Source organism: Psychrobacter sp. 1Y10 (assembly GCF_052259005.1).
Taxonomy (GTDB): domain Bacteria; phylum Pseudomonadota; class Gammaproteobacteria; order Pseudomonadales; family Moraxellaceae; genus Psychrobacter; species Psychrobacter saeujeotis.
In genome coordinates this window covers 73,607-98,501 of the sequence record NZ_JBQQES010000001.1, presented here as the reverse complement: position 1 = coordinate 98,501, position 24,895 = coordinate 73,607, and the positions used below count along the sequence as shown (strand labels likewise).

The following is a 24,895-nucleotide window of genomic DNA, read 5'->3' as shown; positions in this document are numbered from 1 at the left end:
CTATTTAAACAGATAAGCGTCAACTTAAAACTGAGAGCCTGCATCGGCATCTAAGTTGTCGATACCGACCGCTTTTGCTGCATTTTCGATACCAGCAGTCAGTTCTTGTAAGCTAGTAATGCTACTCTCAATCCAGCCACGACGCGTGTTTTGCTCTTCAGCCGAGATACCTTGTTTACTCACTTGACCTGCTGTAGCAATCATTTGATCAACCTTAATGCCTTCTTCTTCGCCTTTTTTAACGATGAAATTAAAAGCATCTTCTACTTTGATAAAGTCAATGGCCAATTTATCAGCGGCGTCTGAGTGTCCGTTATCAATAAGATACTGATGAATACCGTAACCCCCAACGGTTTCGCCAGTGACTGTTTGATAGCTACCACTGAATACATTTTGGATACCACGTGCATTATTGGCATAACTTAAGTGAGTCAAATCACTAAAGCATTCGTGCTCGTCTTCTGTTGACCCAGTCACAAACGCTACCTGTATGCGCTCAGAAGCCAGCTCACCCAGTGCTAAGCTGCCCATTTGATACATGATTTGACGTAAAGCATTATCATTTTTACGCGCTATAAGATCACTACGTAAAGTATTTTCGCTATCAGGTTGCCACTCAGCTTCCATCGCTGTTAAGTCATCAACCAATAGCTGAGTCGCCGCCTTTAAAAAATTACCGCGACGTTCACATATACTGGCGTCATCATTGACGATATCACCACTGGTACATTGCCCAGCTTCAGTGGCATAGTCAGTCACTGGACGCTCTCCTGCACCCGCACTCACACCATTGGTGTCTTGACCCCATAGCATAAACTCAATTGCATGATAGCCTGTTGTGACATTGGCTTCACTACCACCGATCTCATTCATTTCTGCTAGTAGCTCAGGGGTAATTTCGCTGGTATCTTGTTTAATACTGCCAACCGTAATACTATCGCTATTGATAATATTGTCCTGGCTATTGTACTCACCTTCATAGCTATCACTGACATAATCAATCAACGCTTCATCAAGTGGCCATGCATTTATTTGACCTTCCCACCCATCGACGCTGCCGATGGCACGCTCGTCATTAGCCGTGACAAAACCTTCATCAAAACGGAACACTTCGGTTTGTGAATAGGGCTGACGCGCCGCTTTATAAGCAGCTTTTGCAGCATCTAGGTTAGCTTTAGTTGGTGTTGCTACGTAGGTTTCGACCGCAGTTTGTAGGGCTTTTGCTGTGTCTAGTGAGTCTTTATAGGCAGCATGTGCCATATTGGCATAGCTACTTACCAGTCGATCAATGTGAGCTTGCTCGGCAGCTGAGCGCTGTCCATCATCAGATGTTTCTGCGCTTTGCACTTCTGTCTGTGTAACAGTAGTGTCCTCTTCTGTCTGTTTGGTACAACCCGACACCATTAGTATCGCGGTAAGTGCAGTAGCTAAAGTAGTTGGTAAAATCTTGCGGCTCGTTACTGTGGTAAATGTCATACACATCCTCAAAAATTTTTGCAAAAGAATTTATCAATTTTGACCAAATACTAAAGTTTGACCAAATATTATTAGGCATTTTGTCCCTAGAGTCGTAAGCGCACTTATCTTTATATGACGACTCTTTTTAGTCATACATCTAATTATGCATAATAAAAATGTTAGCGTTACAGCCATAATAAATACTAATGAAGTATAAAGTTATTGATAATCATTATCAATATTTAATTTAATATTAATATTTTTTCAATAACTACTCTCTACCTTTCATAAATTTACAGCAAAAAAAAGAGCCAGCAAAGTGCCAGCTCTTTTTTTTCGTTATTCAATAAAATGTTATTCGATACAAATACGTATTTGGTGCTTAGTTTATGCTTTGTGGTGAGTTGATAGTCAACTCTACGCGGCGGTTTTGCTGACGACCATAATCTGTACCATTATCAGCAACTGGACGAGACTCGCCATATGCAACCACATTGATACGGTTGGAAGATACGCCACGTGCAGTCAAATAGTTAGCGACTGAGTAAGCGCGGTCACGCGATAGACGCATGTTATAAGCATCCGAACCTTTGCTATCAGTGTGGCCTGCAATATTTACTGTCGTTTTATTATATTGGTTCATTGTTGATGCAAGCTTATCTAATGTTGGCTTGAAAGAAGAACTCAATGTTGCATCGTCAAATGAGAAAGTAATATTACCTGGCATAACCAAGTCAATGTTACCCGTATTCGGATTTTGCTCGACCGTGACGCCCGTGCCAGCCATTTGTTGCTCAAGCTGCTTTGCTTGACGTTCCATATAGTAACCAACGCCAGCACCTAGCGCCGCACCGATAGCAGCATCACGACCAGTCTTATCGCCACCAGTAGCCTTTGAGATTGTCGCACCACCTGCTGCACCAACTAAAGTACCCAAAGCCGTTTTATTCAAACGCTGTTGTCCAGTGTTTGGATCAGTGGTACAACCGCTCAATGCTAGACCTGATGCTACTGCTGCAATCATTAATTTATTACGCATAATATTCCCTCTTAAGTTAAATTTATTCATTGTACTCTGTTGTATTCTAGAATTTTTCCTCTAAAAACACGCTATTAATATGATTGATATGCGACATATTAGGGTTTAGTACAGTTAACGATTATAACGTTTTTGAAAAGAATCAAAAGCAGTTATATTTGACAGTCGTATAAGTTCACAAGATACCAAACATTAAACAGCTTGTTAGGTGTTATTCACACTCGTCATTATTATCGCAAGCAAGTTCTGTCTATGTGTAATATTTTGTCACATCTATGTATAAGAAGTGCATGAGACCTTACACACACTGTTATCGATACGATTATATAAAGGCAGTAAATACTGTAAAACGTCCTCAATATATACTTTTTTCTAAATAGTAAAAATATTATTATTCAAAATATTCTCGATTTTAGCCAATAGTTATAACCGTAAATATAACGAAATATTTGTAGTATTTGCTACCGAAAGTGATGTTAACACTCGTACACTGTTATTGCTTTCTGCTAAACTCGTGCCTGCTTAGTACTATAAATTTATCGTTTTATTTAAATTTATATGGCTCACGTTGCTATATCTATATAAACCACTTGTATTTTCTCTATAGTATTAGCAGCCCTTATAACATTAGCAACGATTACTACGACAAATAAAAAAGGACTTATCGTGCAATTGACTTCTACTATTCAAAAACTGCATGAGCGCGCTCCCAGACTCGGCAAAGCCCTCTCTCTTGCGACGGCTACGGGTGTTATTACTGGGAATAGTATCGGCGCGAGCATACCTATATGGTTTATGGGCGCTGCCAAAACCATTACTGGCGCGAAAATTGCTGATGATACTGTCATTAAAGTGACCAATTATTGGATAAATAGCAATAATGCTTTGATTGATAATATTTTACCTAATAAAGATTGGCGTATTAACCTACCTGATGACGTGCATTCGAAGGGTAAATACTTGCTGATTAGTAATCATCAATCATGGGTCGATACCAGTATCGTACAGTATGTTAGCGAAAAGCGCTTACCATTAACGCGTTTTTTTACCAAGTTTGAGCTGATCTATATTCCTGTCATTGGACAAGCCTTTTATTTTTTAGACTTTCCTATGATGCGCCGGCATTCAAAAGAAGCGGTAGCGAAAAACCCAGCTCTACAAGGTAAGGATATAGAGGAGGCCAAACGTGCTTGTGCTTTGTTAAAAAGCAAACCTTTTACCCTATTAAACTACTTAGAGGGTACGCGTTTTACTAAAGCCAAACACGCTAAGCAGCAATCGCCTTATAGTCATTTACTCAAGCCTCGTGCAGGCGGTCTTGCACTCGCTATTAATGCTTTGGGTGAGGATATCGATGGTATTTTAGACATGACCATCGTTTATCCTGATGGCATACCAAGCTATAGCGATTTGTGGAAAGGCAACATCAAACGCTTGGGAGTCGATGTCCGCTATATCGAGATGCCTGACACGCTGTTCACTGCTATCCAAAAAGGTGGTTACGAAAAAGATGAATCGATTAAAGCTGAGATGTTTGATTGGGTTGGGGACGTATGGCAACAAAAAAATGAACGTATCGATACTATGCTCGCTGAGTTTGTCTCCAACTCTGAACCTAACAATGCTTAAGACTAAATTGCTCTAATATAACCATCGACGATATAAGGTATGATTGTGTCCGCCTCTACTACTCCTTTTGTTACAGATACCAAGCCGCTGCCCAATCAGCTAAAAACCTCGTTATCAGAACCAAAGCCTCCTAGGCGTCCACAGCCGAACCGGTTAAAGTTGGCTTATGATATTGTGATGCTTATCGCTATTAGTATTGACCTACTATTTATTAGCATCGATGCAATTTTGATGAGTAACTTTAGTAGCCATGTGGCAGGATGGTTGGCGATTAGTGATGGACTTAGCTGGTATCAGACCAGCTTGCACGATCCGCTACGTACCATAGGTGGGTTCTTTACCATATTTTTGATTATTGAGCTGCTGGTACGTTGGGCAATTGCTATTAAAGATAAGGTCTATTATCGATGGTTTTTCTTTCCATTTGTCCATTGGTATGAAGTACTTGGCTGCTTCCCGCAGCTACGTGCACTACGTCTGTTTCGAGCTGTGATAATCGGTCGACGCTTGCATCAGCTTGGTTATCAGGTACTACCGCAACCCTGGATCAACCGTATCAAGTTTTATATCGATGTGTTACTAGAAGAACTGTCTGATCGTGTCATTTTGACGACTATCTATAACTTTCGGCAACAGCTTACTGACTCTAACGCTCATAAATCGCTGATTAAATCGACTATTGAGCGCAATCGCGAGCAGATCGAAGCGATGTTGTTATCGTTGTTACGTCAAGAGCTTGCGCCCATGCTTCAAAAGCTTACTGATAAATCAGAAGGTGGTCAGATGATAGCAAACGAGGTTGGTAATGCCATTCAAGACGGACTCGCTAACACTCCTGAGCTGCGGCGTTACCTGCGTCTGATTCCGATTGCAGGTAGCCTCATTGAATCACAACTTCAACATATTGGGCATAATATTGGAGAAAATGTCGTCTACTCTCTCAACGAGCGTCTGCTGAAAGCTGAGCATATTGACGCATTGATGGTAAATATTGCCCATAGTATTGTAAATATTGATATCAATAATGCAGCACTGGAGGCGTTGCTTGCAAGTATCATCAATGATAGCTTGAGCGAATTTGAAGCACAAATCAAAATTCAGCAATGGAAACATCAAGATATGCTCAATTTATAACTTCTATGACCTAGGTACTGCTAAAAACAGGCCTTTATGATGATCGGATTTCAATTTTTATGTAACTATTTATGTCAATTTTTGTATGACTAGGGGCTTGTTAAATACCAGCAACCCTTAGTACACTGCTCGTTGATAGCGAACAAACTAACGATTTATTTATAGTAACAACTGCGCCGTGATCGCAGCGTTATTAGTATCTTTTAAGGATTTGCATTATGACGACTTCGAATACAGGCCAGCATGATGATATGACATCTCAACCTGCGATAACCTTTTATGGAAAGATGCTGACGTTTTCACGCCTGCAACTGAGAACCAATGATTTAACCGCTATTGAAGCACATTTATCAGACATGTTAAGCAACAAGAGCAGTCAGATTCCTGTCATCATCGACAGTAGCGTTGAACAAGATTTGTCCGCTTTGATTGAGCTTTTGTGGTCGTGGGGTTTACAGCCTATCGGTGTCGTAACAGGATTGCTTGATAGGCAAGCGCAGGCTCAAAGACTGGCGATATTCCCAGCAGATGGCAAACGCATAGAGCGTATTGTGTCTAGTAAAAAATCAGTCACTCAGTTGAGCCAAACCAACGCTGAAAAAACAGCAGATTTACAAGCTAAAGCAGACAGCAGTGCTGACGATACAGTCGTAAACAAAGATAATAGCACTGCAGATATTTCGGCTGAGACCTTGCTCAGTAGTGAGCACATCACCAGTATGATTTACGATCAACTGCTACGTTCAGGCCAAAGTATAAACCATGTTGGTGGTGATTTAATCCTAACCAATAGTGTCAATAGTGGTGCTGAAGCCATCACAGATAATAGCTTACATGTTTACGGGCGCGCCCAAGGTCGTCTAGTTGCGGGAGCTACGGGCGACAAAGACGCGCGTATATTTTGTCAGGTATTTAATCCATCCCTAGTCTCTGTCGCTGGCACTTATTGCTTGCGTGACAACCTGCCTGAAAATACTATCGACAAACCAGTACAAGTGCGTTTTGTAGAAGGGGAAGGCTTGGTGTTTACCGTCATGGAAAGCACTTAATATGCAACTATGTTATGTAAAAATAGCCAAACTATTTGATAGTTAAGGCTGTTTTTTATTTTGGCGAAAGTTAAAAAGTACTTACATAAGACTTCGTTAATATTCAAGTAAGGTAATTTAACAAAACTATCCTACTATAAATCTGTAAGTCAGCCACTATCTACAAGATTAGTAAACAATTATATAAAATAGGGTTTATCTCAACAGGTTTTTAGTGTTTGTTATAGACAAGCTATAAATTTTTGTTGATTTATGCTAGGCTTACGCTCGCAGATAGTAGTCGTATTATGCTTGTTATGTTTAACGATACATAATTATTATTAAATACTGAATCATAGATATCCAGTGCTGTAAGCATCAACATTATATTCACGTTTATTAAACGATTTTTAACTATCGAATATCCCATTGAATTATAGGAGTGTGCCATTGTGGCGAAGATTGTTGTAATCACTTCAGGTAAAGGCGGCGTGGGCAAAACCACGACCAGTGCCTCTTTTGCCGCAGGTTTAGCATTGCGTGGCTATAAGACGGTTGTTATTGATTTTGATGTGGGTTTACGTAATCTAGATTTGATTATGGGCTGTGAAAATCGCATCGTATATGACTTCGTTGACGTCATCAACGGTAATGCTCGTCTATCGCAAGCATTAGTCAAAGACAAGCAATTAGAGAATCTATATATTTTGCCTGCTAGTCAGACACGTGACAAAGATGCTTTGACAGATGAAGGTGTAACGGAAGTTATATCTGAGTTATCTAAGCAGTTTGACTACATTATTTGTGACTCTCCAGCTGGTATCGAGCGCGGTGCGCAGCTAGCGATGTATCATGCTGATGAAGCCATTATTGTTACTAACCCTGAAATCTCTTCAGTACGTGACTCTGATCGTATTATTGGTATCTTACAAAGCCGTACTAAAAAGGTAGAAGAAAACCAAGGTTCTATACGTGAGCATTTGATTATCACGCGCTACAATGCTGAGCGTGCGGCAGCCAATGAGATGATGGACATTGATACCATCTCTAATGATATTTTAAAAGTACCACTACTTGGTGTTATTCCTGAAAGTCATTCAGTGCTTGAAGCGTCTAACCACGGTGAGCCGGTAATTCACTATACCGATTCGGTCGCTGGTCAGTGCTATGACGATATCGTTGCCCGTTTCTTAGGGGAAGAGCGTCCATTACGTCATCTCGACGTGAAGAAAAAGAGTCTATTACAGCGCTGGTTTGGGGGTTAATAATGAGTAAAAAGAAAGGATTTTGGAGTAGTCTGTTTGGTACCGATGATAACAGTCATGCAGGTAGTGCCAATATGGCCACCGAGCGCTTAAAGGTCATTGTTGCAAGTGAAAATCGGTTAAACAATCGATTGACCACTGATCGTATCGAAAAGATGAAACGTGAAATATTAGAAGTAGTCAATAAGTACGTTAATGGCGTACAAATTGACGACGTCAATATCAATCATCGCTCTGAGGATACACTTGATGTCCTTGAAATGAATATCAGTTTGCCTGAACATAAAAAGTAAATCGGATAGATAAATGCTTGATTTGCATTAAATCTCAAAACCATCTATCACTAAAAAAGCCCTCAGTAAATTACTGGGGGCTTTTTATTTAACTATCTGTATATAACTTAATCTGTCGTTATTTCATGCGTGCTATCAGTCCGTCTTTTTTGATAAATTGATGATGCAAAGCCGCTCCAATATGAACTAATGTAAAGGCAATAATCATCGGCCATATAATGTCGGTATGTAGATCGTTATAAAAACGTGCTAGGCCTCGATCTGGATTAACAAACACTGGAATCTGAAACAGCCCGAAAATGTCGACAGGTCGACCACCATAGACAGACATAAGTAGCCCTGCAATCGGCATCGCAATCAACAGTGTATAGAGCGCAAAGTGTGACAATTGCGACATCAGTAACTGCCATTTTGGCATTGGTACTGGCGGTGGCGCTTTGGTAAGCAGTCGATTGATCACTCGTGCAATCATCCAAAACAATAAGCTAACGCCAAAGGCTTTATGTAGTCCAATATATAGATTACTATCAGAATTGTTATATAAAAACATCATTGTCCAAGTTACTAGCAGTAAAATGGCGCTAATCCAATGGAATATGCGACTACTAACTGACCATTTTTTTACGTTTGAATTATTACTATCCATAAAACATTCCATGCCGTTTGATTCTGACACTACTGACCTATTAAGATCACTTTAGTAAATAGTTCAAACCATACCTCTAAAATATATTTTGCACAACCATTTATGCAAATCAGTTCAACGTTTTCAAAAAAAGCTATGAGTTGTCTTTCAATCTGAGGTAGCTGAGCGTGGCGTATCTAGTAGAGCTTCATCACTTAAACCGATCAGTTGATGAGCAATCTTATCCAAATCTGGTATTAAGTAAAGGGTATCATTGATAGTGACTACTTGAAACATATAAGAGGTAATGACATTTTCTTTAAATTGAGCGCTTACTGTCTCCTCCTCTTTCTCACTACTGGTAGGGATATTATTATTATCGTCTACAGGGACTTGTATATGATGTTCGGGCAACTCAGCATCCTTAACTTCTGAAATACTGACTTTCATTTGATGTAAATCCCCTGCTGTTTGTAAAGCAAATCGATGCGCATTGGTATTGCCTTCTAACACAATGGTTTTATCAATAGGCTGATCATGGGGTAACAAGTGAAATACCGCAACTTTTGTCTGTTCCCACTCATATACCCATACACGTTCATTATGGTCATCAACACTTAGAATCAAACTGCTTGGAATAATCCAATCTGGCTGATTTGCAGCAGGAATAATAGTAACCTCTAGCATGCCATTATCAGTCGTCAATAGACTGACAGCTTCAAATGAATGTTTTATAATTTGGCTCATACATCGCTCACAGTAAATGAAGGTGAAATGATACCCGCTGTCATCTCACTAATATAATTGGTAAGTTTTTGGGCAAGTAATTCAGGACTACCAATAAATTGACAGTGACCAGAATCAATAATGGCTTGTGGCTGACTAGGACAAACACTTGTACTTGGATTCTGCGCCCATAGCTGACTGTTATTATCTTGAATTAAATCTATGTATTGAGCACCATCCTTGCCCATACCAGAAAATATAATGCTCACAAGATCACTACCGTAAACATCACTGGTGTTTTGGAGCAGCTGTCCAATACCAGGCTTGTACTCTCCTGACCATGTTTGTTCTGTTAATATGACTCGACCATCTGAGTCACATATAATCTGTCGATCAATGGGTGCGATTAGACAATGTCCTGTTCGCAAGCGCTGAGTTGTCGTAATCACTTGACAACGCCAATCGTTATGGCGATTTAATATTCGAGGTAAGGTCTCTATCATATTTTGGTTAAAATGGTGCGCGAGTAAGATACAGATAGGTAGCGTAGGCGATAAGTTGTCTAAGAACGTTTTTACTGCATGCGGACCACCCATAGATGCTCCTAAAAACACGACATAACGCCAAGGCGCAGGATTGTTGTCGATCGGTGGATTGTCTAACAATGCTGGCTTGTTTAGCAGCTTAGCCAGTTTACGCTTTAATTTGCGCTGCCATTTTGCATAATGTTGCATCTCATTTAGGTACGGTGCTGGGCTAAACCCTACCAGCACTGCACTAGATTGAGATGCCATAATAAAACTGGCTATGCTGTCGTCATAATCGCCATCAATCAACCAAATATCGACTTGAACGCCATATAACTTACTCTTATCTTGCAACTGTTGCCGCGATAAGCAATCGATTAGCATAAATCCTAAACTGCGTACGGTATCAGTGAAAGCCAAACGCTGATGTTGATGTTCTGCAATTACTAGTACTCTGATGTCTTTGTTATCTTTATCAATAACATTGGACATATAGGTTTTATCCATCATGACTCAAGCTTATCTTTTGACCAAGTAACATCTGCATTCTATTTAGTAGTTCAGTCTCTTGGAAGGGTTTACCCATATAATCGTTTACCCCAATATCTAATGCGCGTTCGCGATGTTTTTCACCAGTACGTGACGTTATCATAATGATTGGAATATCTCGTAAGCGCTTATCGAACCTTACTTGTGTTGCCACTTCAAAACCATCCATACGTGGCATTTCTATATCCAATAAGATCAAGTCAGGTATGGTCTCTTGTAAAATCTCAATGGCATCAACACCATCTTTTGCAAGAGCTACATTGATACCTTGACGCTCAAGTAAACGTGACGTGACTTTTCGAACCGTCACAGAGTCATCAACTACAAGCACAGTCACTTGTGTTTCCACTCCACTACGTTCAGGCTTTGGTATTTGAACCATGTTTTGCGTCGATGCATTACGCATTAGCGCGATAAGGTCTAAGATCAACATAACCGATCCATCACCCATAATAGTCGCAGCCGAAATACCTGCCAAATGTGATAACTGACGACCAAGTGGCTTTAACACCACTTCAATACGAGAGCCTGCAATTTGGTCCACTTGCAGGGCCATTTTTTGACCAGCACGGTTTTTAATGACGATAAGCGGTAAGCTAGTATTGGTACTGACCATCAGCTCATTCAGCTTACTACCAGATAAGATTTCATTTAGGTAACGGACTCGGTAATCCTCATCTTCGATATGTAAAGTGGTAGCACCAGATGCATAATAATCATATAGCCTTTCTGGATTCACTCGTATTACTCGCTCAATCTGTACCAAAGGTATGGCGTAGTAACGATCCGCTGCACGTACTACCAAAGCATCAGATACCGCCACTGTTAATGGCAAACGTATGGTAAAGCGCGATCCTCTACCTTCCTCAGATGTGACGGTTACCATACCGCCTAACTGACGAATTTCACTGATAACTACATCCATTCCTACCCCGCGCCCTGAAATTTGGGTGACTTGCTGGGTAGTCGTAAGACCGGCATTAAAAATATACTGAATAATGTCTAAATCAGTCAGACTGTTATCGCTTGCATCAATAAGCCCTTGAGCAATTGCTTTATTTCTGACTGCCTCAACATTGATACCGCGACCGTCATCACTAAGGTTGATGACAACTTCACTGCCTTCACGTAGGACTTCTAAAGTGATATGACCGCTACGGTTTTTACCAGCTGTTAGACGAGTTTGAACATTTTCAATACCGTGATCGACTGCGTTACGCAACATATGCTCTAATGGCGAGGTAATGCGCTCTAGAATGGTTCTGTCCATTTCGTCATCAGCATTGATAATTGTCAATTCTACCGACTTATTAAGCTCATTAGCAGTTTGACGTACAATACGTTCAAGACGCGGTGTCACACGTGTGAATGGCACCATACGCGAATTCATTAACCCATCTTGCAGTTCAGTTTGGGTACGCGATAGTTGCAGCAGCAAACCCTCACTATCACGTGTCTTTTCTAACATAGTGCTGTTGATTTCGATCAAATCAGAAGCTGATTCTGTGAGCGATTTAGATAGCTGATTTAATGAAGAGTACTGATCCATCTCTAATGGGTCAAAGTCCTCGTTATTCACCAATTCATCATCATCAATTTGCGATAAGATTTGCGCTTCAAGCTCAATCTCCATTCGGCGTAGCTGATCCGCTAAGCGTTGAACGGTAGTGCCCATTTCTTCAATACTATTGGTTAAGCTACTTATACCCATATCAATACGTGCACGGTTGATTGCAGACTCACCCGATAGGTTAATCATATGTTCAACCAAACCACCAGAGATACGAATCATCTCGTTACTACTGGTGCTTTGCTCTTGCTCTGCAAAGCTACCTGCCATAGATGGCATCTCTTTTAAATTTTCGACTACACGACCTGACTGTTGTAGCATTTTGGCTGCTAAAATCGTACTACGCTGAGCTTGCAACGTTTCATTAGGAATATGTTTTAAGTCATCAGGGTTTTTACTAAACTGCTTTAGCGCCAAGATTAATGCGTTGGGTGTTGATGGATTGACCTGCTGTTTTAGGATAAACACCGCATCAGCCAACCAATCATGACAGTCTGTTAGCAGCTGTGAGATCATTTTGGTCGCAGGCTTTCTCAGAATAGCCAACTCTTCGTATACTGTCTCCATCTCATGCGCAAGATCAGCAATACCATTCGCCGCCACCATACGTGCGCCGCCTTTAATGGTGTGCAGATCTCGTTGCAGTGCTTGCAATGCTGCCACGTCACTGACGTTGCCTAAAAACAGCTGCAAATACTTATTGCTACTGACAACTATCTCATCTGCTTCTTCTAAAAAGACTTCTAAAATATCAGGATCCGGTAGACCATCTGTCCAAGACTCAGCAATGATGCTATCCAAACTGGCGGTATCAGAAGCTTGCTCGCTCTCTTGATGACTGTCTTGCGTCTCATTTGAATCATTATTATGGTTTTGGAGCGCTGGTAAAACCAAAGTAATAACTCTTGGTAGCTGAGCGCTGCGTTCAAACTCTTGCAACTGTCCAATGAGATCATCAGCAAAAAATGCTTCTTGATAGCGCACAACATAATCAATCTGTAAAGACAGAGTATCTTGTACCATTTGCATAATGGTCAGCCACTGCGCTGTTGGGTGCAATCGTTGTTCAACAAACGCTTCATAAATACTTTCAGCCTCGTGCGTCAGGTCGCCGATACTACGGATACCTGCCATGCGCGCACCACCTTTGATGGTGTGCAGATGACGCTGTAGTACTTTTAACGCTGCCATATTGCCACTATCAGCACGCCACTTGCTAAAGGACTGAGCGATAGCACTATCAAGCTCTTGTGCTTCTTCTAAAAATATCTCCAACAACTCAATATCGGTATCGATTGCTTCAAGTTGTAAGGTATTGGCCTGTATGCTTTTTACCGTCGTTGACTCATCACCCTCGGCCTCTTCTGTTTCCTGATATACTATTAGATTATCATCTGAAACATTTGAGCTGCTTCCAATATCTGCTGTACCAATTGCAGATAAGTCGTCTAGTACTTGCTGATCCACTTTTAAAGACATGCTACCTGCCAAAGCATCGAACAAGCCCACTAACTGGCGGTGACCTGCAAACAATACTGTCTGTATTTTTGCGTCGTAAGCTACTTCAATATTGCTATTAAGATAGCTATACGCTGAGTTTAAAGCTGCTAATAACGAGGTAAATTTTGGCGACTCTTTAGTCTGGCCTGCCAACTGATTGATTTGTTCAACTTGTTTTTGAACATAGTTTTGGACATGTTCAATACGGCCATCGTTTAATGCTTCACCCAGCTCCCATTCAGCATTTAATAGGGTATCAACGTCTGTTTCTAGTAGCTTCGCCACGCTTAGTTTATTGTCTGCTGATGTATGCGCTGCATTGGATTCATTCAGTATTTTTTGCAAAGACATAAGGTCTTCTTCATTATGTAGACCCTCATCAGTTAAATCTTGCTCCAAACTTTGCTGATAGGCGTCCAGATACCCTTCAATTAATCTCACTGATTGCGCTAACGCTTGTAAGTGATGATCACTCATCGGTGTATCATTATTTTGTAGTTGCTCTAGGCTATGCTCTATAGTTGCACTAATTTCACTAATTGAGATGAGTGCACTAGAGCCAGAAGCTGCTCGCAAAGTATGGAAGGCGCGTACAATCTCATCAGTGACTTCAATGTGTTCAGCGCCATCATGAGCTTTGACAAACTTATTGATGTCCTGTAATAGTGAATGCGCCTCTTCAACGAAGATTTTGTAAAAAGTTTGTTCTTCAGCACTTTGCGGTGTTATTACCACTGGTGCGTCTGCCATCATCTCATTGATAGAATGAATGGTCTCTAGCATGTTGTCGCTACTGTCGTCTCCATGCTTTTTATCATCATCATCAGCGAATTTACTATCATACATACCAATATTATTTTGGTTGTCTAAACTGTTTTTGTTATCTAAGGACCATACTTTACGTAGGCTAACATAACTAAATTTATCGCCCTGCTTTTTACTATACGCATTAGCACAGGCGACCCATAAGGGTACTACCGCTGGGTAGTCCGCATCGTGACCCTCGCTATTACTAGCAAATATTTTCACTAAATCTGGGTAAGTGGCTAGGACATCAGCTACCAGTTGTACGATATCTGCAGACACTATAATAGTATGGTCTAAGATACGATTAAGCATATCTTCGACAGCCCAAGCAAGCTCACCTGTATAGTAAGCGCCAACCATACGTCCTGAACCTTTCAAAGTATGAAAACCTCGACGTATTTCTTTTAGTCCCGTTAAGTCAGAAGGCGCTAGACGCCATTGCTCATATTTTGGTGTAATTTCATCCAATACCTCTTCTGCTTCTTCGATAAAGATCTCTTTAATTTCTGGATCACTATCTTGAGCATCAACAGGTAATTGTTGAGCTTGTTGTATAAAAGGTTCAAGCACGATAGGAATGTTTGGTTTGTTTGTTTGAGGATTGTTTGTTTGGGCATTGTTTGTTTGGGCAGCGCTGTCCAATATAGCGTCTTGGGACTTGGAAGTAGAGTTAGTTGCTGCAGTGTTATGTTGGCCTACCATGTTTTGCGCGTCAGTTGGCGCGACCTGAATCTCTTTTGAATACTCAGATGTCAATAAACCTGACTCTACAGATGTATCCAAACCAGCCAATAATGACTTTCCTGCTAGTAGGTTGTTACTTTGCAAAATAGTAATAGCAGGATCGATACTAGGCTCTTGTAATGCTGCAAAATCTGCGACCAGCACTGATAGATGCGCAGTTGTTTGAGTCACTAACGTGACCACGTCTTCTGTGACGGCTAACGTCTTATCTAAAACTCGGTTTAATAGATTCTCAATTGCCCATGCCATCTCACCAACAGTAAAGGCCCCTACCATACGTCCCGATCCTTTCAACGTATGAAAACCGCGGCGCACTTCGGTCAATGGTGACAAATCTTGAATATCTTGCTGCCAGATAGGTAAAAAGTCTTTTAAATCAGTAAGTACATCGTCTGCTTCTTCGATAAAAATATCGCGAATCTCTTCATCTATATCAAAATTATCAGGTTTTACTTGCGTACGTGCAGCTTGTAGCTCTTTGCTGTCTCGACTGATAGCATCCACTTTTTTCGCAGCGCTTACTTGGACACCAGCATCATCATCTAATACGTTTTTATTTAACGCCTCGTCAGTAGGCACGATCTCACCACTGTCGTCATAGCGAACAACATCGGATAACATTGTCTCATTTGCTATAAAAGCAGGCACTACTTTATCAGGCGCTGCTATCAATGCATCTACCAATCTTTGCGCCTGCTCTATATGCTCATTGGCTTGCTGCAATAAAGAACGATCAAATACTTGCTGGGCTAAATAATCTAGCAATAGCTCAAGCGCTGTCACACTCTCCGCTAAAGATTGCGTTAGATTCCAGCTGATATTTTTTACTTTGTGGGTTTCTAATTTAGCAAATACTTTTGCAAGCTTGTCACTAACTGTCTGTACTGACGTCAAACCCATCTCTTCAAAAGCATTACCGATCTCATCAAAAGCAGTGGCTGTTGGCAAAAGGTAGGTTTGTTGCTGATACACATAATCGTTAAAATTATGTTTTAGGTCTTCAACTGCAATACGTAGCTGGCGTAAATTATCATTGGTAAAGGTGGTAGGATTTAGGGCATTCTCATCAATAGCGGTATCATCGGAAGCAGCTAAAGTCACAAAAGACGCTTTATCGCCAATTTTGGTATGAATAGACTGTTCAGTGTTGTAAATGGCACTATATAACTCTTCAAGCTGACGTTCAATCTGCTCACTTACTTCTGCAAATGACGACTCTGATATCATGTTATTGTCAATGTCGAGCAAGATTTGTGTTACTTGTGCTTCGTAGCGAGACCAACCACGACATTCAAGCTGTCTTTGGAGTTGCTGCAAAGGAGCTATAACTGCTTGTGGGTTATTGAGACCTAAAATTATAGACTCAAGCTCCACCAATATACGTGGTAAAAAACGCAATGTAGATTCGGTCGATTTTGATAAATGACTTAACAAACCATGTGTCTGTTGATCAATATTCTCAAGACCACTTATTTGTATATAGATATCAGCTATTAAACCTTCGATATCTTCATGAGCTGTTTGTTTATTCTCATTTTTTTTAGCAGTTATTAGATTAGAATCTATACTACTGCTTGATGAGTTATTTGGCTGCTTACTTACATCGATAGCCTGCTGATACCGGCTAGCTAAGACCTCGTCTAACTGGGATAGTAGCTGCGCATAGATAGCTGGTAGTGGTAATGAATTGTCTGCTAGGTTACTCAACCAAAGCTCTGTTAGAAACCATAAACGCTGTTGAGCGTCGGTATTATTTGTATGCTGTAAGCTGACAGCTTGCCATAAATAGTGACTAACCTTTTTTAAGCTCAGTAGGACAGTTGCATCATTGTTATTGATGGCCAACAACTGCTGGACTTGTTGACGCCATACCAGTAACAACTGTTTATATTGCTCAGGTAATAAGGATGATAAAAAAGAGCCACTCGTCTTTGTAGCGTTGGGTATTGCTACATCGATTGTTTGGGCAGGAAAGTGATGTTTATCAACAACTGAGATGCTCTTTGGCGATAAACTATTATCTATTATTGTATTTTGTTGCGGTAATAAATGTGTAAGCTTATCAATCGTTCTATCAATAAGCGCACTTCGGTAACTTCCTGTATGAACATATTGAGTCAGCTCATATTGCAACAATTGATGAGCAAATCGCCCTACTCGGAAATACTGAGCAGTTAATAGTGTACCATCACTCTTACTATAGGCTAATAAGCTAAGCTTTGTAGCCAAAGTAGCCAGTTGGGGCAAGTTAGCCATTATTAATGCACCACTGATCTCGTGGTAATCTCTTCCTATACGCTTAAAATCAGGATAAGTATCTAACTGCCAGTCCTCAGACACTAGTGATAACTGCTGATCAAAAAGTGGGAGAAGCCATTCTAGCGTCACCATTTCATTTGGCTGGTTTTTCATAGGATTATCCTAACTCGTTTAGGCACTAATTTTTTGCCATGCATTAACCTGTGGATGGGCAATGCGGCGCATATTTGAAGGTCGCCAAAACAGCGCCTCTCCTGGAGCCAATATGATATAACCGCCTATCGCACACTGTGCAGACAGTCTTGTCAAAATATCGCGCTGATCAAACTGTCGAAAATATATCAACACGTTCTGACATACAATCACTTGCTGCAGATGCAAGGTCGCTAGACCCTGAGTAAAAATGTTGTGCCAGATAAAACTGACTTGTTCATGCAACTCTGGCACTACTTGCCAATATGTTGAATTTTCGTTTTGGTCGGTAGCGGCTAATGGTTGCGTAAAGTGCTGATACACTGACGGAATAAGTCGTCGTTGTCGCTGATCATATTGTCCTTTACGTGCCTTAGTGAGCGCTTTTTGACTAACATCTGAGCCCAATAACACATAATTTGAGGTGTTTTTTGCAGCTAGACTCATCGCCAACGACCACACTTCTTGGCCTGTAGCACAGCCGACGCTCCATATGCGAAAAAGCCTTGTATTACTACCGTTACTACTAATGCTATCGTTAGCATAGTCTTCAATAATATTTTGCGATAGCCGAGCACTGTACTGACTTGCAAGCGATGTTATAAACGCTATTGAAGGTTCGTGCCGAAAAAAACGACTTTCAGGAATAAGTACGGTATCAAGTAACTGCTGGTTCAGTTTGTTATCTTTTTTTATAGCTTCCCAAAGCTCTGCTACAGACATTTCATTTTCTGTGGCAGTGGTTTCAATCGCATTCAACAACCACTGAGACTGCTCACTTGGCAAGACAAAACCAATTTCTTGTTCTATATAGCGTTGCCACTGAACAACTGCAATTGGCCTGTCTTTTAAGCGAAAAAGGGTCGGCTCATTTATTTTTAGATGGTTGCGTCTCAAATGATTGAGCTTAAACTTACTGGATCTTAAGCCATTTACCTTGTGTATATCCGTACCCACGTTAGATGTAATAAATGACATTTTTTATCTACGCCATAGCGGAAGTATGATCTTGAAAGTCTTCTTCGTAATCATGCAACTGCTCATCATCATCAGATAATTTAAAGCCTGTTACTGACTCTTGAAGCGCTGCTGCCATTTCGCTCAACTCACCAACTGAACGCGCAGTTGCCATTGTTCCTGATGAGGTTTGCGACGTAATATCTTGAATAATATTCATCGCATTAGAAATATGACCGGCAGACTCTGCCTGTTGCTGCGCCGCATTTGAGATGTTTTGAATCAAATCAGCCAACGTATTAGAAACGCTTTGCACTTCTTCTAGCGCCTCTCCAGCGTCTTTTGCTAAACGTGCCCCGCGTACAACTTCTGAAGTCGTTGTTTCCATTGACATAACTGCTTCACTAGTATCTGCCTGAATGGTCTTAACCAAGGTTTCAATCTGCTTGGTGGCATTTGCTGAACGCTCTGCTAGACGCTGAACTTCATCAGCAACTACCGCAAAACCACGACCAGCGTCGCCCGCCATGGATGCCTGAATAGCAGCGTTCAATGCCAAAACGTTGGTCTGATCTGCAATGTCATTGATAAGGCTTACAATATCACCAATCTCTTGTGATGATTCACCCAGACGTTTGATACGTTTTGAGGTTTCTTGAATCTGATCGCGAATTACGTTCATACCTTCGATAGAGCGCTGTACCACGTCGCCCCCATTATGGGCAATGGCAACTGAGCGCTGTGCAACTGATGCAGATTCGGTCGCATTGGTTGATACTTGATCAATCGATATTGCCATCTCATTAATCGCAGCAGAGACACTAGCAATCTCTTGCGCCTGATGCTCAGAAGCTTCGGCAAGTTCAACGGCATTCATCTGGGTCTGTTCAGAAGATTGAGAGACTTTTTCAGCGGTGCTGTTAATAACCAATACCAGCTGACGCAATTGGTCAATGGCGAAGTTTACTGAGTCAGCAATCGCACCAGTAAAATCTTCAGACACCGTTGCATTAACAGTCAAATCACCTTCCGCTAAGTCACCTAGCTCATCAAGCAAACGTAAAATAGCCATCTGGTTACGTTCGTTTTCTTCTTGAATTTGTCGTGCACGCTCAGATTCAGTTTCTGCTTCTTGGCGACGACGTAGGGTTTCTTTTTCAATCAATACTCGCTCAGTACCACCTTGTTGCTTTAATAGTTGGGAGAGCGCGTATATAACACCAAGCAAACCTAGTAAGAATATAAGCGCAGGCCACATCACACCAGTACGTGTCAAGATATCACGATCTATACTAGCCAACTGTGCTTGAGTATTAGTAGCAAGCTCGCCTAGAGCACGCGCGTTCTCGCGAGACTCGATAGCAGGACTATTTAATGAAGCAAGCTCTTGTACCACAGGGGCAACAGCAGTATTAAAGGTTTCAGATATACTTTGTAAGGCAGGTAACGACTCACCATAGTTTTGCTGTTGTACGTCTAACGTTTGAGCAAATAGTTCTGCTTGCTCTGCAAATTCTGCTGGCGTACCATCAATACTACGAGTCAGCTTATCCATCTCAGTATGCAAACGCTCAGCGCGTAAGCTCTGAGTCTGCATATCACTGATGGCTGCAACAGGTATGTTGGCTGCGACCGCCTGTTCTATAACTTGACTATAGTCGCTTTGCATCTGTTTAGTAGCCGTAGCGACATTATCTTTTATGTCTTGTAGTGCATTGACATCGTTGCGATGATTGAGGACGTAATCAATCTTCTCTTTATTGGCTTGCCATTCGGTCTTAAGCTCACCAAAGACCGCTCTATGATCAGTGGCGTTTTGTTGAGCTGAGATCAATGCTACTTGATAACGTTGCACATTATTTTGTAAGGCGTCATAAGCATTAGCGCTTACATCAGCGTCACGCGAAAAAGTGGCATCATTAACGTTTTTTACAATGTTAGCTGCACTGACTTCTAACTGATTGACGTTACTTAAGTAGTTACTTACTGTCGATAGCGTATTAATAAGCAGAATCAAACAAGCCACACTTGCTAAGGTGAAAATCCCTAATAGAATCTTCCATATATTATTGTTAGGGCCTGATGTTTGTTGATTGCTACCAGTCGTAAGGTTTTCTATAACATCACTCATTGCGCTCGTTCCTTTCAAACAGTCGTTTAAGTCATATCGTGACTGACGTTGTTAATGATCATCGTCCAATGATAGTTTCTAGCGATCATTGGCAAAATTTCTATTAATAAAATCTTCTTTAATGCTGACATATCATCTTTAATGTCAGTCTTTATAACTTTTATGCTCTTGCCTAAGTTCTACAAACTTAGTGGCAGATATTGAGTGGTTACGATTACCTACAAATACTGATTTATATCGCAGCATCAATATAGTCTAAATCTCGTGCTAGCATACTCGGCATAAAAATATACCAGTCTTGACTATCTTTGGAGAACTTGCCATGGTTATAAGCTGCAAATGGCGAGTCACTATCAATGGCTTCAGCGCGATATTGATCACGAGTAAACTGTTCGATACCAATGACTCTATCAACCAATAAACCTGAAAACACTGAGCTATGATCGATAACTATTACCTTACGATGGCTTCTCTGCTGCTGACTAGGAATTTGCAAGAATTGCGCCAAGTCAGTGATTGGTAGCAGGCGTCCTCGGACGTTGGCAATGCCAAGCATCCAAGGCTTTACTAATGGCATACTGGTATATTCAGGCATAGCTAACACCTCAGACACCTCTCCCATGGGCGCAACCAGACGCTGACCACCGATTTCAAAGACTATGCCACGCCAATCATACACCTGCCCGCCTTGACGACCACTACTACGGGCACGGGCAAGATCAGCTAAGCGTAGAAGCTCGATAAATCCTTTGGAAGCCACAACTTACTCCGTTACTGTACGGATAATACGTACAAGCTCATTTTCGTCGACTGGCTTGACTAGGTACTCTCTAGCCCCCTGACGTTTGCCCCATACCCGATCAGTCTCCTGGTTTTTAGTGCTTACGATGACGACAGGGATATGAGCCGTTGTCTTACCACGGGTAATTTTGCGAGTCGCTTGAAAGCCGTTCATTTCAGGCATCACCACATCCATTAACACCACATCTGGCAAATATTCAGCAGCCATTGAGCAGCCTTTTTCGCCATTACTGGCTTCTAGTATTTGAAAGTTGTTCTTCGTTAGAATGTCGCGAAATTTTGCCATTTCAGATGGCGAATCGTCTATGACCAATACAGTTGTCATGGTTATTCCTTTTATTGTCGTTTTTATCCATTCGGATAAATTATCAAAGCCATTAAGTAATGCGTTCAGTGAGGTATTGCCTTTTTTTCAAAACATCTGAATAAACGATCACTCGTTGTTGGCTATAATTGGTCGTTACATATTTAGGTTCGATATCTTTTATAATGAGTCGATATATAAGCTAGGTGCGGTACTGGTTAATAGTCTCAAACAGCTCATCTTTACTAAATGGCTTGGTGAGATACTCATCAGAACCCACAATGCGTCCTCGCGCCTTATCAAACAGTCCATCTTTAGAGGACAGCATAATGACGGGGGTACTTGCATAGTCAGAGTTGTTTTTTATCAGGGCGCAGGTCTGATAACCGTCAAGACGTGGCATCATAATATCGACAAAAATGATGTCAGGATTATTGTCAACAATCTTTGCAAGTGCATCGAAACCATCAATTGCAGTGACGACTTCACAGCCAGCTTTTTGTAGTAAAGTCTCAGCGGTACGACGAATGGTTTTTGAGTCATCAATGACCATGACCTTTAACCCTTCAAAATTATTTTCCATTATTACTTTCCTATGAATAGATATTTATTCTTGACATGGTTGCTACTTACTGTTCGACAAACCCTTACAAAACAAGAGTTTCATTAAGTAGTCTCAGTAATTTTTCGACCAATATTTAAGTCTGTTTTGTAACTATATTGTATAAACAAAATACCTTAAGCCCGTTTTGTCATAGTTCACTCAAACTTTTAATGGCTCAGACCATGCATACAACAATTGGGATAATTGATATGATCGCTCTGTTTTGTCTTACATTGCCCGCATCACTCTATGATTCCGTCTCATAGATGTCGTTAATAACTGCTATCTAGATAGATACTAGTTATCGCACCTTTCATTCTTTATCTATATAATAAAATGACGTTCACCATAATGATTAATGACGATGCGTATAAGACTTTCTAACAACTGCAAGAACTGTGCCTTCTTGTTAAGTAGCTTACTTATAATTGCTTGCCAGCCTCCAGCACCTGTAGACAATCAACCGCTTAACGAAAAAGATGTACAGGCAGACTCTCCTATTATCGCTAGTGCCGATAGTGTCACTATGGCGTCTGATTATATTTTGAATATCAAACCCTCTCGCTATCAGCCAAGTCTTGGCTTGCAAGGAGTAATCGAACCTACTAAGCAGTCACGTTTTGTCGCAGTGCATGACATCATTGTGCAAAAAGTATTGGTTACAGAAGGACAATGGATAGAGGAAGGTACCCCACTATTAATAGTAAAGCGTCAAGTGTCTGTTGATAAAGTCAGTGCAACTTCTGCAGCTACTGAAGATATTGAACAAAAAGAAAAGGGTGTTACTAGCAAGGTGAAACCCGCTACTAACATGCCAAAAGAAGAAGACATAGATAGTAATGATGAAGAATCGAATAATAATGTAGCGTCGATAGAGGAGGTTTTGACCCATCGTGATGTAACAGATGACAAGGTAGATAGCAGTATAGATAGTGAAAAACCTAACAACGATCAAGATACAGCCACTGTAGAGCAAACCATACCGACCAATTTAACAGCACAGTCTGTTGTAGTACGAGCAAGCTTTTCTGGACGTATTGATAAATTACATGTAAAAAATGCCCAACCAGTTACTGCTCGCACGCCTTTATTACGTTTAAGCGATGATAAAAACTTGCAGTTTATTGCCACGCTTCCTCTAAAAATGAAACCGCAACTGTCAGTCGGGCAAACTGTGAATTTTACAGCCAAGAACGCATCAGAGAAGTTTGTTGGTCAAGTTGGGAAACTAGTCGTGAGTAATCAGCCCGACAAGCTACAGGTCTATGTTCATGTCGTCAAAAACGAAGCCAGTCGTGATAAGCTCAGACCTGATATGCTCGTTTCTGGACGGGTTGATTATGGACAGATAGAAGTCGGTACCATTATGCCTGAATATGGTATCCATGATGCTGATCTGTCGGCACTAAAAAAGCCCCCTTATCAGTCGCTTATGCCAATCACTGCTAACGTTTGGATAATCAAACAAGATCAACGCTTAACTCGTTTGTCAGTAGAAGTGATCAAGTACGATCCTAGCACTGAACAATATCTGGTTGCTGGTATTAGTAATGATAGCCTCATTTGCTTAGCAGATTTGCCCATAGAGTCAGTAGGCAAAAAGGTAATTGTTTCATAACGTTGTTCCATCCAATGCTCAAGCTTTACTTTAGAATTTTCAGAACAAAATATCATTCATTTTATCTGCTTTCTACGTTGTATTCCTATTTAGGCTGACTAAAATAGCGACTTCATAAAATATATTAGCGATGTCGCGAGTTACATTGTGTAGAAATATTAACAAAGCGCATCTTGTGTGGTAAGGCCTAAGTTAGGCAAAATAGAGCCAGTAACATTTGTATTGCTCATTTTTCTGTTGCTATGGATACGATATAGTACTATGTATCTTAGAAAAATCAGAAAAATAACCACGACGACTAAAACAACAATTATTGAATAATGACCACCAATAAAGGACAGCTCATGAGTAAACAAATCCTATTAATTGAAGACGATCCAGATTTGGCTGAATTGATTAGCGATTACCTGACAATGAACTATTACGACGTTCATCATGCAGGGTTAGGTCAAGAAGGTTTGGATATATTGGATACTAAAGAGCGTGACATTGATCTGGTTGTACTAGATTTGATGCTACCTGATATGGATGGTATGCAGGTCTGTCAAAAGATACGTGGCAACAAAAACAACATGACTAATAAAGTACCCATCATTATGTTGACTGCAAAAGGCGATACAACGGATCGGGTGCTGGGTCTAGAGATGGGTGCTGATGACTATATCGCCAAACCCTTTGAACCGCGAGAACTACTAGCCCGCATACGTGCTGTGGTTCGTCGCCATGAGCAGCCCAATCAAGCTGACAGTCAATCTGATAGTTTAACTTTTGGGCGTTTGAGTGTGTTTCCTGATAGCCATGAAGTGACCATTGATGAGCAGCCAGTACGTCTAACCACTCATCAGTTCCAACTATTACACTACTTTGCGACTCATTCTGGTAAAGTGCTCAATCGTGAGCAGTTGTGGCAGGCAATGCCAAACGATGATAGCTCTGATAACATTGACCGCGCAATTGATGTACATATTTCACGCTTACGTGCCTTAATTGAAGACAATCCGCGTCAGCCAAAACGTATCATTACTGTGCGCGGTGTTGGTTATCAATTTGCAACTGATCAGGTTTAACGACTTATCTGATGCGTCAAATCGGTTTGAATAAACTATTGAAGTAATGACCAAATAAAAATAGCCAT

At 40.9% G+C, this 24,895-nt stretch carries 18 protein-coding genes; 7 read left to right on the top strand and 11 right to left on the bottom strand.

Annotated elements, in window-relative coordinates:
• Window positions 1-24: 24 nt before the first annotated feature.
• Both ACTXGH_RS00405 and ACTXGH_RS00400 read right to left on the bottom strand, forming a co-directional pair.
• The gene (locus tag ACTXGH_RS00405; RefSeq protein WP_439295782.1) at window positions 25-1,476 is read right to left on the bottom strand and encodes an imelysin family protein; all 1,452 of its coding nucleotides are present in this window, start codon (window positions 1,474-1,476) and stop codon (window positions 25-27) included.
• A gap of 364 nt (window positions 1,477-1,840) precedes the next feature.
• Window positions 1,841-2,497, bottom strand: coding sequence for an OmpA family protein (locus tag ACTXGH_RS00400; protein WP_299217780.1), 657 nt, complete (start codon window positions 2,495-2,497; stop codon window positions 1,841-1,843).
• 666 nt (window positions 2,498-3,163) lie between these two features.
• Here ACTXGH_RS00400 and ACTXGH_RS00395 point away from each other — a divergent pair.
• The 5 genes from ACTXGH_RS00395 (at window position 3,164) to minE (ending at window position 7,846) form a co-directional block, all read left to right on the top strand.
• Window positions 3,164-4,126, top strand: a complete 963-nt coding sequence (locus ACTXGH_RS00395) for an acyltransferase (protein WP_439295783.1) — start codon at window positions 3,164-3,166, stop codon at window positions 4,124-4,126.
• 45 nt (window positions 4,127-4,171) lie between these two features.
• Window positions 4,172-5,260 (top strand): hypothetical protein, encoded by a 1,089-nt coding sequence (locus ACTXGH_RS00390; RefSeq protein WP_443561624.1) that lies wholly within the window; start codon window positions 4,172-4,174, stop codon window positions 5,258-5,260.
• A 218-nt stretch (window positions 5,261-5,478) separates the two neighbouring features.
• Window positions 5,479-6,309 (top strand): septum site-determining protein MinC, encoded by an 831-nt coding sequence (gene minC, locus ACTXGH_RS00385; protein WP_439262009.1) that lies wholly within the window; start codon window positions 5,479-5,481, stop codon window positions 6,307-6,309.
• 431 nt (window positions 6,310-6,740) lie between these two features.
• Window positions 6,741-7,553, top strand: a complete 813-nt coding sequence (gene minD / locus ACTXGH_RS00380; protein ID WP_058369466.1) for a septum site-determining protein MinD — start codon at window positions 6,741-6,743, stop codon at window positions 7,551-7,553.
• A gap of 2 nt (window positions 7,554-7,555) precedes the next feature.
• Complete coding sequence (gene minE, locus ACTXGH_RS00375) at window positions 7,556-7,846, top strand: cell division topological specificity factor MinE (RefSeq protein ID WP_299217788.1); 291 nt, start codon at window positions 7,556-7,558, stop codon at window positions 7,844-7,846.
• 118 nt (window positions 7,847-7,964) lie between these two features.
• Here the strand turns inward: minE and ACTXGH_RS00370 are convergent, their stop codons facing one another.
• The 9 genes from ACTXGH_RS00370 to pilG form a co-directional block, all read right to left on the bottom strand.
• Window positions 7,965-8,492: a cytochrome b gene (locus ACTXGH_RS00370; RefSeq protein ID WP_439262012.1), complete on the bottom strand. Its 528-nt coding sequence runs from the start codon at window positions 8,490-8,492 to the stop codon at window positions 7,965-7,967.
• A 147-nt stretch (window positions 8,493-8,639) separates the two neighbouring features.
• The gene (locus ACTXGH_RS00365) at window positions 8,640-9,218 is read right to left on the bottom strand and encodes a hypothetical protein (protein ID WP_439262014.1); all 579 of its coding nucleotides are present in this window, start codon (window positions 9,216-9,218) and stop codon (window positions 8,640-8,642) included.
• A complete protein-coding gene (locus tag ACTXGH_RS00360) occupies window positions 9,215-10,216 on the bottom strand; it encodes a chemotaxis protein CheB (protein WP_299217794.1) in 1,002 nt (333 codons plus the stop codon). The genes ACTXGH_RS00365 and ACTXGH_RS00360 overlap by 4 nt, the downstream gene beginning before the upstream one ends.
• Window positions 10,217-10,223: 7 nt before the next feature.
• Window positions 10,224-17,306, bottom strand: a complete 7,083-nt coding sequence (locus tag ACTXGH_RS00355; protein WP_439295785.1) for an Hpt domain-containing protein — start codon at window positions 17,304-17,306, stop codon at window positions 10,224-10,226.
• A gap of 18 nt (window positions 17,307-17,324) precedes the next feature.
• Complete coding sequence (locus ACTXGH_RS00350) at window positions 17,325-18,323, bottom strand: CheR family methyltransferase (RefSeq protein WP_439295786.1); 999 nt, start codon at window positions 18,321-18,323, stop codon at window positions 17,325-17,327.
• A gap of 7 nt (window positions 18,324-18,330) precedes the next feature.
• Entirely contained in the window at window positions 18,331-20,433 is a 2,103-nt protein-coding gene (locus tag ACTXGH_RS00345) for a methyl-accepting chemotaxis protein (protein WP_439262022.1), read from the bottom strand.
• Window positions 20,434-20,665: 232 nt separating this feature from the next.
• Window positions 20,666-21,193 carry a chemotaxis protein CheW gene (locus tag ACTXGH_RS00340; RefSeq protein WP_439262024.1) on the bottom strand — a complete coding sequence of 176 codons (528 nt, stop codon included), beginning with the start codon at window positions 21,191-21,193 and terminating at the stop codon, window positions 20,666-20,668.
• Window positions 21,194-21,196: 3 nt separating this feature from the next.
• Window positions 21,197-21,559 carry a response regulator gene (locus tag ACTXGH_RS00335; protein ID WP_299217801.1) on the bottom strand — a complete coding sequence of 121 codons (363 nt, stop codon included), beginning with the start codon at window positions 21,557-21,559 and terminating at the stop codon, window positions 21,197-21,199.
• Between the two features lie 181 nt (window positions 21,560-21,740).
• A complete protein-coding gene (pilG, locus tag ACTXGH_RS00330) occupies window positions 21,741-22,121 on the bottom strand; it encodes a twitching motility response regulator PilG (protein ID WP_299217802.1) in 381 nt (126 codons plus the stop codon).
• Between the two features lie 385 nt (window positions 22,122-22,506).
• On the opposite strand from pilG, the gene ACTXGH_RS00325 reads away from it, so the two are divergent.
• Window positions 22,507-23,760: an HlyD family efflux transporter periplasmic adaptor subunit gene (locus ACTXGH_RS00325; RefSeq protein WP_439295787.1), complete on the top strand. Its 1,254-nt coding sequence runs from the start codon at window positions 22,507-22,509 to the stop codon at window positions 23,758-23,760.
• Window positions 23,761-24,104: 344 nt separating this feature from the next.
• Window positions 24,105-24,827 (top strand): response regulator transcription factor, encoded by a 723-nt coding sequence (locus ACTXGH_RS00320; protein ID WP_299186927.1) that lies wholly within the window; start codon window positions 24,105-24,107, stop codon window positions 24,825-24,827.
• The last annotated feature ends 68 nt before the right edge of the window (window positions 24,828-24,895 follow it).